Origin of the sequence: Bradyrhizobium sp. CCGB01 (genome assembly GCF_024199795.1) — a bacterium.
Lineage (GTDB): Bacteria > Pseudomonadota > Alphaproteobacteria > Rhizobiales > Xanthobacteraceae > Bradyrhizobium.
This window is the reverse complement of sequence record NZ_JANADK010000001.1, coordinates 555903-567907: the sequence shown is the minus strand read 5'-3', so window position 1 is coordinate 567907 and position 12005 is coordinate 555903. Positions and strand designations below refer to the sequence as shown.

Annotated in this window: 4 protein-coding genes; 1 reads left to right on the top strand and 3 read right to left on the bottom strand. The window is 58.9% G+C overall.

Translation table 11 applies throughout. The features are described 5' to 3' along the window. Positions 1 to 140: 140 nt before the first annotated feature. Complete coding sequence (locus tag NLM25_RS02470; protein WP_254135902.1) at positions 141 to 1196, bottom strand: MoxR family ATPase; 1056 nt, start codon at positions 1194 to 1196, stop codon at positions 141 to 143. Further along, positions 1193 to 2920: a serine protease gene (locus NLM25_RS02465; RefSeq protein ID WP_254135901.1), complete on the bottom strand. Its 1728-nt coding sequence runs from the start codon at positions 2918 to 2920 to the stop codon at positions 1193 to 1195. The genes NLM25_RS02470 and NLM25_RS02465 overlap by 4 nt, the downstream gene beginning before the upstream one ends. 231 nt (positions 2921 to 3151) lie before the next feature. Here NLM25_RS02465 and NLM25_RS02460 point away from each other — a divergent pair, with 231 nt between their 5' ends. Continuing rightward, positions 3152 to 4351, top strand: coding sequence for a serine protease (locus NLM25_RS02460; protein ID WP_254135900.1), 1200 nt, complete (start codon positions 3152 to 3154; stop codon positions 4349 to 4351). A gap of 933 nt (positions 4352 to 5284) precedes the next feature. On the opposite strand, the gene NLM25_RS02455 is transcribed toward NLM25_RS02460, so the two are convergent. After that, positions 5285 to 12004 (bottom strand): hypothetical protein, encoded by a 6720-nt coding sequence (locus NLM25_RS02455; RefSeq protein WP_254135899.1) that lies wholly within the window; start codon positions 12002 to 12004, stop codon positions 5285 to 5287. Position 12005: the final 1 nt, after the last annotated feature.

Sequence of the window (12005 nt, the reverse complement as noted above, 5' to 3'; positions counted from 1 at the left end):
TGCAGGTCCAGTCGTTGCGACGGTGTGATGCGCCAGGCCCGATCGCCACTGAAACTTGATCGGCGGGCTCGCTCGAATGCGTCCACCAAATCGTCGGGCTCGATCCTAATCCGTTCGGCCGACGCGTCCGACATCTTCGGTTATTCCGCCTGACTGGCGAGAGGTGGACCGCTCAAGGCGGCGAGCGCACGGCTGAATACCGGCAGATCGGTCTTTAATTTTACCAAGGCCGGTGCCAATCGGACGAGCCACTCGCCAAACGGCACGCCCGCAGGGCGCTTGGTCATGACGTGCCCTGCGTCGATCAGCTCGGCGATGCCGGGCTTCTTCTGCATACCGCCTTTACGGAGTTCGTCGAAGAGGATCAGCAGGCTCGCGCGTTCGGATGTCCCGTTATCTCCGCCGTCCAGCTTTTCGAGATGCAAGTCGAGTATCTCCCTCAATACAGCGGGATCGGGGAATTCGATGGCCAAAAAAATACAGCGTCGGAGAAATGCATCCGGCATCTGGCTTTCCTCGTTCGAGGTCGCGATGATAATGGGTCTTCGTTCGAAAGGAATTCGTGATCCGGGCGGCGTTCCGTCGCCTTCTTCCGGCGAATTGGATAGCTCCGGAACTCGAAAACTCAGATCCTCAATTTCGCGCAGCAGATCATTGGTGAAATCGCGCGGTGCCTTATCAATCTCGTCGATCACCACGACAGAGCGTCGCGGCTCGGCAGGCAGCGCAACGTGCCCGCGACCTTTCAGAAGGTTCTTCACGTCGACCTGTGTGTGCGAATCGAGTATGGCCCGACCCAATGCCTGATAGCGGATGAAGTCGCCCGGTGTGGCCACGTCCTTCGCTGACTTGCCTTGTCCCTGCACAGCAGCGAGCTGCGCTTCGCGAAATCGACCCACAGCGTCGTAGGTGTAGAACAATTCCCGGGCTTCCGAGGAGGACTTGGTAGAAAAGAAGTAGAGCGATTCGACCCCAAGTCGCCGGGCGACCGCATACCCGAGCTCGGTCTTGCCGCAGCCTGGTTCTCCGGCGACAAGGAGAGGGCGTCCCAGTCCGATTGCCACGTCGACCGCAGCCTCGATAGCTGATGTAAAGCGATAAAGGCTGCCCTTATCTGTCTCGACGTCATTCTCAAACAACCTCGGGCCGCTGATGGCGACGGGTGGTCGCGACGAAAGCGCATCGAATACGGTCATAAGCGGCTCGCCTTTGTTTCAGCGTTCAACAGCGCAATGGCGGCATTAGTGATCGGGGCTTTAAGCATTGCAACCACTTCTGCCATGTAGAACTCCTGCTCAGGATGGAACTCAGCAGGAAATTTAACCGGCGTATTGCTCTTGCTCCACGCGGTATTCACGTTCAACAGCCATGGCTCGATCTCGTCGCGCGTCACCTTCGGAAGTGCGAGGCTTGCCCCGCAATACCGCGGCGGCTGCTTCCATAAGGGTGCGATCTGCGTGATATCTAAGGCGGGGTTCGGGCCATACTTATAGACCACCAGGGCCTGCAAGCCCTGCCATGCGTACGCCGGATCCCGGTTTGTCTTCACGTAGTTCGCGAACTCGTCGCCGAGGATCTCCATGTAGGCTCGCTCCTCCTGGGGCGAACGCCTGGCAAGGCTACTCGCTGAAAGAACAACCAACGTGCGCGGGGAAAAGTCATTCGATTTCAGCGCATTTGAAAAATCGCTCCGGACCTGTTCGAGCGGTGTATTTACCCTCGGCCAAGTCATCCCGCCGATCCTCCAAGTCAGTGTCGTTGAATCTTCTCCGCGCAAATATCGCGCGATGAATTCCGGAGCGGGGCCGGCATCAACCTGAGCGGCGCCCACCATAACCCTTTCCAGAAAGCGGTCGATCTCATCCTGCGGCTCCCGGCAGACGACATGGTTGACGTAGACGGGTAGATCGCGCGCGCGAAACTTGACCTGAATGAGGTTGTTCTGTGCCTCCCTGTCGAGGAGAGCTTCGGCCGCCTTGATCCGTTCCTTTATCGCCTGCTTGACGCGCTCCGTCATGCTCGGGTCGATCGCGCCCGATGAGGGGAGCTTGACGATCGAAGGCGGGTCCGAACTCACGAGTTCGTGGTAGACGTCCTGCTTATTAAAGGCGATATCCGCTAAAATTCGGTCGATCGGCACGAAGCGATTGTCGGCTTTGCCGCCGGCGTATTGTCCAGCGTTGTGCAATCCCACCAGAGTAACGCCATCGAACACCGGCGAGCCGGACGAGCCTTTGCGGGTGGACGCGTCGTATTGACCACGCCATCCGTTCGCGATCAGCCTCGCTGACGTGCTCTCGGCGGTCTGCATGGAGTCTTGGCTAAACCCTGCACCGGAGGTTCGTTCGGGGAATTGAAACACCGACAGCCTCGGTCCGAACTGTGCTCCGATCTTCCTCATGCTTATCCAACCGAGCGGCCGAAGTTCAATATCCATTGGCGTTCGGCCAGACTGGCGACCGACGGGCGTGGTCAGGCGCAAAATCGCATAGTCGAGCAAAGGATGCTTTTCAGCATCCAAAAAATCCTTCTCGTCTAGTAGACTCGGTTTATCGCCTGGCGCGGTTGGGCTCGTCGCCACGAACGCTTCACCCGGATCATTCGGCAAGCCGATCCATTCATGTTCATCATCGTCGTACTGGTCATCAGAGAAGAAGTTGAAGCGGCACTTGATCTGACGAGGAGCAACCATTTTGCCATTGGCGTCCAGCAGCACATGATAGCAGGTCATGACGAGATCTTCGCCCACCAGAAAGCCGCTGCCCCTCCCCTGCCGATCGATCACCACGGAGCAGACACAGCCGAACCGGCGTGCCTCGAGGGCCTCGCGCGCAAGCGCGGGAATGAGTTCGCTATCGTCATCGATGGCCTGAAGGTTGCCGCTGACGGTTGCCTTCCGGCGGCCCTGAAAGATCGTCATCGAGGACGCAAGTTTGTTCCAAAAACGTGAGAGATCACCCGGCATTGCTTAGTCGCGATAGCTCTGGAATGACCTGGAAGTGACGCGGGATCCCGGCCGGAGCAGAACCAACCAGCCAGACCTTAGCGCTGCCCAAATCATCCTCCGCAATTCGTTCGTGAAATATTGTCACGAACAAATTTACACCTGCGGCGAACTGGTGCAATCTGAAAGCACAACCTAGGGGGAGCAATGGACCGGAGCCCGGGTGGGAAGCTGCGTCGCATCGGAACGCTCGCCGCAATCAATCGCGCGCCTGGCCTGGAAAGTCGAGATCGCGCCACGGAGGCGACCGGGGACGACGCAATCAGCGCCGACGTGGTCAAGCAATCTGTTTCCGCACTGCAAGATCAGATCGTTAGGATGCGTGGCGGCACGGCGCAGATGACGGATAGCGACCGAGCGCTGGTCGAGACAGCGCGCTCGGCCGGTGGAAAACTCGCTACCGATGGTGCAGGCGCGAACTTATCCGCCTCGGAAGAAATGGCCTTGGAGGCCATTGCCGTGGCAGATGGCAGCCGACCGGCCTTGCTGTTGCATGACGATACAATTGATCCAAACGATAGGACGATCGGCGATTGGGGGCGTAAATTGCGTGACTTCGGCGGTGCACTCAAGGCCGCCTCGCAATCGGTTGGGCGCATCAACATGCGCGGCCGCCATATCGGCACTGGCTGGATGATACGGCCGGGTTGCGTCGTCACCAACCGCCACGTCGCGCAGGTCGTGTCGAAGGATCCAAAGCAAGTTCATCTTAACCTCGACTCTGACCACGGCCCGACCATCTGCTTCGGTCATCAGTTTAACGAGACTGCGCCACTTCCGCAGCATCCGATCGAGGCGATTTTGTTCGCGGGCGAAGAATATGTCGACCCGTATCGCAGCGACATGGCCCGGCTTGATCTGGCCATTCTCAAGATCGGGGCGGGTCCCGTCCAGTTACCGGACCCGCTCCCATCGTCCTTGCTCCCGCTCGACCAGACTGTGGTCGCGACAGACATCTTTGTTCTCGGTTACCCTGGCCCCGCCGCCGGCTCGAGCTTGCCCAACAGCGTGCTCATGGACCTGCTGGGTCCCCAGGCTGGACTGAAACGTCTCTCACCGGGGGAGATCGCCTTGGAGGTCGGCAAGATCGCCTCGGACAGCAAGTCCCGGACCTTCGTGCACGATGCGACCACTCTGGGCGGCAGTTCCGGATCCGCGATTCTCGCCTTCGACAAGGTCGGTCGTCCGCTCACGCTCGGACTGCATTTCGGAGGTTATGAGGTCAAGTACGGCCCAGGGGGCGTTGTCGAATATCGAGGCCGAAACTTCGCCCATAGCTTTGCGGCGATGGACGATGTCATGGCTGACGTCAATCGGGCAGTGGCGGCCGAGCTTTCCCGCGCTTAATCGCAGAAATTCATCGCCGCGGTCGTACGCAGCTTCACAAGATCGTAGCGCTTGCTGAGCGGCGCGCGCATGCTGCGATCACAAATTAATCCGTTCAGACGCTGAATTCGACACCTTCTCCGAGTCTTGTATCTTTCCTGACCTGTAGGAGTATTTTATAAACTTAGCGCGCGACTCCCACGGTCTTACCTCAGACGAATGCCAAACAGCGGATAAGCGCGTTCTCGCCGCGATCCTGGGGTGATTCAAAGGTGCTCGCTTCGACAAAACCAACTGCCGGTCCCACAGAACCTGCGACGGCTCCTAGCCCTAGTCCAGACCAGCAGTACGATCACCACCCTCATGGCGGGCGATTGTGTTGAAAAAGTCGAAAATGCCGCGTCAGCAAAATTCGCGAAAAAGCGAGATGATCGCGGATTTTGGCTAGCGATACCCTCTCGGAGTATGTGGGTAGGCCGCTGAATGAACCCCTCAAGTCGAAGCGGTCCCCCCAAGCGCCAGACGCACCAGCGACTCTTAGAAAATTGGTACCGACGCCGGGCGGGACCTTTCAAAAACAATCTGGGCTGGAGCGGACTAACATTTTGAATGAACCGACTTCCGCCTAGACCGCGGCTACTCCGCGGCGTTCTCGATCTGCCCAAACACGAAAATGGGGAATGAGCGCGCCTCACCGACATCGTCAGGAATTTCGCGTCGGAACGCATAGCACGAACTCGGCTTGCGATTGGGCGGCATCCGACCCACTGGCGGTCCCGAAGACAGCCGCTCTCATGGCGGAACGAGGCATCAGCCTTGAGGCAATTCGGCACGTCAATGCGCTTTCCGTCTACGGTTAGCCGTTAAACTGTATCCCCCCACCGTGGAGAACGTGCTAATTCGAGGCCCGCCGCTTCGCAAAAGCGGATGGACCACCGGTCGTAGACCGCCGATCTATTTCTGGCCCGAAGACGGAATCGGTGACGAAACCGCGATAATTCGTGCCTGGGTCTCGTTCGTGACAGCCAAGGCCTGAGGACGGACTGCCTCCAGAGCATCCCCGAGTGCTGCTTGGGAAAAGAGCCAATCGAAATCGAAGTCACCGGATGTTCCGGCGCCTTTGGAATGAAGTAGGGATACATCTGCCCAGAAACAGAGGCCGACAGTATTCACACCGGCCTTTTCCCTGGCCTTTATCGAAAGGATGAAGCCAGGATCGGTTGGTACAAGCACTGCTGCCGGCGGAACCGGGCTGACACTACCGTCCGGGTTCGCGCGCGTAATCACGATGTCGGCCGGCTTTAGGGTGCTCACGCTGCCATCTGAATTCAGACGTGAAGCGATAACTGCACTCGCCGTAAGCTCGAGCCAAATGCCGAGCGCGAACTGCGATCCGGTTGACGCAAGACCAAAGGAAACGGTCTGTGCGCCGGAGCCGTCTGTGTTCGCAAGGCTCACCTGAAGGCTCTCGAAATCCCGCAAATGATTGGGCAATCCGACAAAGCGGAAGAAGAGCCGGATTGAACCGGACTTATATCCGCTCGATCTCAGATCGAAATATGCCGTCTTGTATGTATCGGGAATCAAATCCGATGGCGTCCCCGTCAAGATCATGGCTGGGGTTTCGAATTCAACGATGCGGCAGCAGGATATCTTCTTTCGATCGTTCAAAGCCATCAGGCTCGTTGTCTTGCCCTTTACCAGGTCGGCGCGCGAGAACGCCTCGACCGGCCTTCCCGCGCCATCAGCAAAGTGCGTGCTGATCACGGCAAGGTGTCGATGAATGTGAACCGGGAACGAGGTTTCCGCGAACGTCGAACTAACCGCCCAGATCGGTACGCCAATTCCGGTGTTGCCCCGGCGCAGCGAAAATACGTTACTGGCGTCAATCCAGGCTTCGACATCCCCAAAATCGAACGACTCAACTTCCATCTGCCCGGACTCCTGGCTCAACGTCAGCATGCGGCCGCGATCGTGATCGATCCCGGTGCGCGTCCAGGAAAGGAACGTACGCGCACTCATCGTTCCTGGCCACACCGCTGCCTCGTCGAGCCAGATGGTCGCTTCTATTATTTCCTCTGACTCCGGTTGTGACTCCAGATCGACAATTCGGCGGGGTGACCATTCAAAGCTTGCGAGCACCAGAGGCAGGATATTCTGACTGTTGTCGTCAGTATCCTTTGCGGAGGTTGGAAAGCCGAGGATCGAGGTCGAATAACGTTTGGGCGCAACGGGCTGGTGCAGGAGTACGAGCCGTGCGATTTGCGATGGACTGAAATGCGCGATGACCACATCGCGGTCGCCGGGGCGCGCCGGTACCGGATCGAGCATCACCTTTGCGATCCGAATTTCTCGCGGCTTGGTGCCAGCCGTCCCGGTGGCGATCTTGAGAAACTCTTCAGAGGTGCTTCCATGCTTGAGAATGATCTCATAAGGCGAATTGCCGTGCCGACGGGCAGCATCTGGCAATTCAATCCATGCCGCCCGTTCTGGATCGAATGAGATATTTTTCCCTGAATGGATCGGGTTGACGTTCATCCAGTTTGGATCGATATGACGCCGCAGCGCGACGCCCAAAAAGTGCTCCTCCAGCACCGGCTGGCTGACTTCGGTGACGCTGAAGGGCATAAGCGACAGCAGGGAATTGGCAAACGCGGGCGCGGGAGCATTCTGCTGATCGAATGTAAGGCCCAAGGGACCTTCAGCGCGCATCGTAAGTCCGAAGGCTCTTTCCTTCGGCATTGCCCGGTATGTCGAGCGCGGATCCGGGCCGACCTCCTTGCGTGAATCGAGGATATGTACCCGTTCGACGTGATCCGGTTCTTCATCTTCCCGGGGCGCATCGAAGCCGTAACCGAAGCCGGTGCTAATCTCCGCGGCGATCCGGTCGGCGAGGCCGGCCTGCGCGAACGGCGGCTCCTGCAGCACGGCGAGCAAGGGCGGTGTCGAGCGCGAGAGCGAGGCCGCCCCAGTTGATGTCGTGAGCGGAATCAATGCGCGGAGTTGCGGTCGAGTCACCGTAAGGTTGGAGTGATCCGCTAGCATCGCCACGCGTAGCGTCCATTCCTGAAGGGGATCCGGCGCATTGCGATCGGGAGCGGGCCAGGCAGGAACGCTGCGCCGGTTCTGATTGACGAGAGCTCCTGCGTATCGCGATCGCAGTCTGAAGTGATGGCGGAAATAGGTTGCAGAGGGATCGTTCCAGGGAAAGGTCTGCAGTACCGTGGCCGAGGGCAAGGGAAGAAGCCGCTGAATCACCGTTTCGGAATCGAGATTGATCCGGTCGAAAAAGGCTTCCGTCTCGAAGGACGACAGAGCGTCGTTTTTCGGATTTCTAAGCGCGAGCGCGGAATGGACGACTGCATCCTCTGTCTTGCCGTCGGCGCGAAACTCGCGGGGATTCACGAAATTGTAAATCGGCCTCCCGGTTACACGCCATCGCTGAGTGGTGATGTCAATCTCACCGATCATTCGCCAATCGTTGCGATCCGTCGCCAGCGGCCACCGCAGGCCCTCGATATCGCCGCGCGACGTAAGATCGTAGCGCCGCGCCGACTGCACTGGCGTGACGGTGACGATTCGACGCGCAAGCTCGGTCGCCCTGTCTTGACTGACGAGAACATCGGCCATCGTTTCAATGCGAAGCGCGGTCGCCGGGAACACCAGCAGAGAGCCATAGTTTGCTGCAACATGCTGTAGCAAGCCAGGGTGACACACGCTCGGGAAGGTGATACCCGCGTGGACTTTCTCGGAGAAATGCCTCGCTTCCACCATTGGCGCGATCGAGAACTGAGCAACGACACCCGCCGGCACTTGAACGATGATCCTGCCGCCGGATCCGGCGTCGTGCGCGCGGTCCACGCTCACCGTCAGGCTCAACGCACCTGGTGACACCGCAAGGTCGAAGGTAAACTTGTCACGGACCCGTTCAAATATTTGAGATTTCAGATCCTTGACGCTCCAGGCTTTCTTCCGCACCGGTACACCGTCTTCGGTACCGTCCGAGGGAATCGCTTTTACGACCAACGCCAGCAGATCTTTCAGTTCGATATCCTTCTGCAGCATAATTACCGGCTGTTCCCCAAGCCGGTCTGCAACGGCGAGGGTCACGCGCAGTGCGACGACCGACGGATCGGGCAGATTGGAAAGACTTTCGGCGAGATCTTTATCGCGGTGCCGCATTACATAGGCGGTAAGCAACGCGTCGAAAAACATCGTTGCTTTGTCGACGCCCATGAAGACGTCTGTCCGCAAGTCGGCATTGGCAAACCAGCGTTCGAAATCGAGGTAGCCCGTGCGTGGAGCATCGATTTTTGCGTGGATTGGTTCCGCCAGACCGGACTGCCATCCTTCGCGCGCGGGTGCGAGCAAAAGCAATGGAGTATCCCGGATTCCGTGGCCCGCGCCCCCTTGCCCCTCAGGCTCGGCGAAGGAGAACACGACCGGCTTGCCCACGTCCTCCGCCCTCAGCGTCAGGCGGAACCATCCTCGGTCTATGCGAGTGACCAGTTCGGTATGACCAAGCGGCGTCGCATCGACGTAAAGAGCAACCGTATACGTGTCGACGGCGTTTGCCTTCCGTTCGACGGACAGGAATAGTTCGCCGCTCCCGTTGAAGCCTGAGCCGCCGCCGGGAATGTTCGAAATCGAAACATCGGCGACGGTGTCGAGGCGCGCCGGCAACGTGAAGATGCCTATGTCCAACCTGCCCTTGCCGCCAAGCCAGTCTGGGTCGGCCAGCCCAAGCTTGCTTCGTTTGGCTTCGCCGATTTCGGTCGGAAAAATGAAGCCGCCGCTGCCGTCGGCGAGACGCATGAGGTCGACCGCATCGGGTGTGGCTGGATCGCAAGTGGAAAGTATCAACCGCGGATAATCGGTGGCCAGCGGATAAACTCCGGGCAAGCTTCCGCCAATACGTTTACTGCCCGCACCTCCCTTGTTGCCGGCTAGTTCCGTGATCGCAATGCGACCAACCGCAGTCCGCCGATGACACGGGGCTTTTGATTTCACCGCCTCGTCGATTTTCTTCGCCACGATGTCCTTGGCCGAGCGCCACGGAGTATCGGCCGAGCTAAATAGCGCCGGCGGCAGCGACCCGGAATTGGTCGTAACGAAAGCGAAGGTCTCGAACGTACGGCCGTAGGCTAGTCGTGGCGGCATCTTTTTCAACCAGTCGCCTGTGTAATCGGCGACTTCATGTATATTGAGCGGACGTCGCGCCGGGGTTTCTTCGTCATCGGTATATGGCACCGTCGTGGAAAACGCCGTGCTGGCAAAGGGGAAGCCCTCATAGTTCAAGAACAGCGCACTTCGTCCATCGACCAACGCTGGCAAGATCGGATGAATGGCGCCATTTTCGTCGGCAGCCTCCGCGAACTTGAACTTGCCGTCCGTGCCTTTGGCGCCGGTCCAGGTCAGGCTCGCAAGGTTGAGATGCACGAAGGGCGAATTGTCGTTGTCCACGCGACGGATCGCTACCGCAATGCCATTGAAATGGCGTGCAAAGCGATCGACGTCCGCCGCCGCGAGGCTATCGCCGATCTGTACGGGCAGTGGATGCGGAACATTGTCGGGGACGAAGCGCATCGGCAACTGAGCCGACTCGCTAACGAAATCCGAAAGCGGTGCCATCGCGTCGGTATGGGCCTCCTCCAGTATTTTCAGGAACGTATCGTCGGCCTTGATGGCGTCAGGAGCCTCCGGCCTCGGCAGGCTTTTGATGATGTCCGCAAAACACCCGGTGCCGTTCCGGAACAGACAATCGGAAAATTTACTGCCATCCAAAATCAACGTCGCGAGTGAGGAAACGGTGTCCTGCATCGCTTTTAACGGCTGTCCGCCTTGCGGACCAAGGAGCGCCGTCAACAAGTCGGCCCCTGCCGAGCGTCGTGCAGCTTCGGCGCCATTGAAGGCGCCTTCCAGCGTGGTACGGAATTCCTGCCAGGCTTTTGCGACCGGCGTTACTATCTTCCCTGCATCAAGGCCCGCTTTGTCGGCGACGGATTTGGCGAGTTGTTCGGAAACCAGCGTAGAGATCGACGGTTGTGGTCCTGTCGCAGGTTTGACTGCCGCCGCTTCAAAGAAGCGGAGGATGGCAGCTTCAAACCCAGCCTCCTTATGTAACTCATTGTTTCTGGTAATCGCCAGCGCTAGAGGATCCGGGCCAAAGCCGTCCGGGTTCCCCGTTTTCGGATCGAACCTCGCGATCTTTTTCACCCGCGTCGCATCGAGGGCGATACGCTGCCCGGGTCCCGCCAAAAAACACGTGAAGAGGACATCCAGCAGGACGTCCTCAGCGGGCGAGCTTGCATCCGGCGGCCCGATGCCGTGAATGTATCTGAGCGCTTGGCCGAATTTCTCGGGGGCCGTGTCGAACAGATCGCCTTTCTGAAGGAACTCTCGCACCGCGCCAGCGATGATCATCTCATCTGGCAATTTTCCGGTGGGGAATACGGCCGCATCGGTGAGGCGAACCTGATCGAGTTGACGCAAGATGCCTGACACGAGCATCGATAGAACTTGTCCCTCTGGACGCGGATCAAGTTCAACGGCCGAGGCAGGCTTCAGCGCCGGCCGCATCAAGCCGATGATCATCGGATCGAGCGCAATGCACAACGATGCTACTAGGCGCCATGCCGTCCCGAACGCTTTGAGCTCAAACGTCAGATTTGGCTCAACTCCGCTCGTGGTCCAACTAGGTGCGAACAGATGGCTCACCGAGACGCCATTCTTCGCCTGATCACGCGTGAGCCCGGGCAAAGGCGATATCAACGACGCGGCGCCCTGTTCGAACCAGTTGAGCAGCCGGCGAACTTGGTCCGGTTGCTGGTCGACCTTGAGAAAGCCGTCCGCCCCAACCAGGCCCGGGAAGTCGTCCTGTGGGAGCAACAGTCGGGCGGCACGGCAAACGGTCGGATGCACGAAGCCTGCGTTCAAATCGTAGGGAATATCGACCGTCTCGGCCGGGCTGCCGTCGTCGAACGGAGCGGTGGCCGATATGTCGGGTACAGGAGGGTTGCCGTCGAAGGACGGCAGAACGAGGTAGAAAATCCCGTCGGTTTTCAGGTCCGCATCTGTAAACGGCAGCAACAGAAGCTTGGTCAGTCCGAAGCGGTGTGCGACGGGAGCATTCCACGCATGTGCCGAGCGCAGTTCATGTGTTGCGCCGATTTCGGTTTGGTCGATCTTGTCGCTGCCATTGCCCCCGGACGCAATGAGCCAATAGCTCCTTTCCGCTGCGGCCGCCTCGGCCTGCCTGTCGGCCTCAGTCGTCTTGATGCTTCTCTTCAATGCGTCGGCGCGCCGGACGGCTGCTCCCTCCTCGAGCCAGGCCAACAAAATTTTGTTATCTGCAATTGCGGATTCGGATAGAACCCGCCCTCCTCCCTCACCGATCTTGTAGAGCCAATCCAGCTTCGTGATTCCGGTTTTGCCGGTGTGTGGCGCCGGCAATTGGCCGAACGTGACCTTGAATAAGTGGAACTCGGCCGCAGCCGCTTTCTGAAGAAACAGGTCGAATGCCGCGCGAGCCTCACTCCTTGCAGTGTCATCGAACGGCAGCACCGCCTCGCACTCGATGTTGAGATTTACGGCATAGGCCTTATCTCCGCCCGCTCCGTGGAATGCGGTCGGCTCGACGTCGGTCAGACAATGGATACGCGTGGTAACGGTCATC